This window comes from Arthrobacter sp. AOP36-C1-22 (assembly GCF_052377515.1).
Lineage (GTDB): Bacteria > Actinomycetota > Actinomycetes > Actinomycetales > Micrococcaceae > Arthrobacter_H.
The window spans coordinates 1-285 of record NZ_JBQSWW010000074.1 but is presented as its reverse complement, the minus strand read 5'-3'; the positions used below and the strand labels follow the sequence as shown (position 1 = coordinate 285).

Annotated in this window: 2 protein-coding genes; one reads left to right on the top strand and one right to left on the bottom strand. The window is 66.7% G+C overall.

What is annotated here, in order from left to right:
- A partial coding sequence (locus tag ACT3S6_RS15935) for an HNH endonuclease signature motif containing protein (protein ID WP_444555783.1) occupies positions 1–96 on the bottom strand: 96 nt, incomplete at its 3' end.
- Between ACT3S6_RS15935 and ACT3S6_RS15930 the strand changes: the two genes are divergently transcribed.
- Positions 86–285: hypothetical protein (locus ACT3S6_RS15930; protein WP_444555784.1), on the top strand; the 200-nt coding region annotated here is incomplete at its 3' end. The two genes, ACT3S6_RS15935 and ACT3S6_RS15930, sit on opposite strands and share 11 nt — an antisense overlap.

Genomic DNA, 285 nt, shown 5'->3' with positions numbered 1-285 from the left:
CCCCAGCGACTTCAACCGGTGACACCGCTTGCACCCCAAGCGCAGGTTCGCGATATCCGTCCCTCCACCGTGTTGCCACTCCCTCGTGTGGTCGATCTCGCAGGTCCTACCGGGCCCGGTGCATCCCGGGGTGGTGCAGGACCCGTCCCTGAATTGCAGGATCGCCCGCTGGGCCGCGGTAGGCCGATACCTGTTCTGGCCGAACTTCACCACCGCCCCGGTCAAGGGATCGGTGATCACCCGCCACCAGGTCTTCGCCGCGACCATCAACCGGGCCGCTGAGTA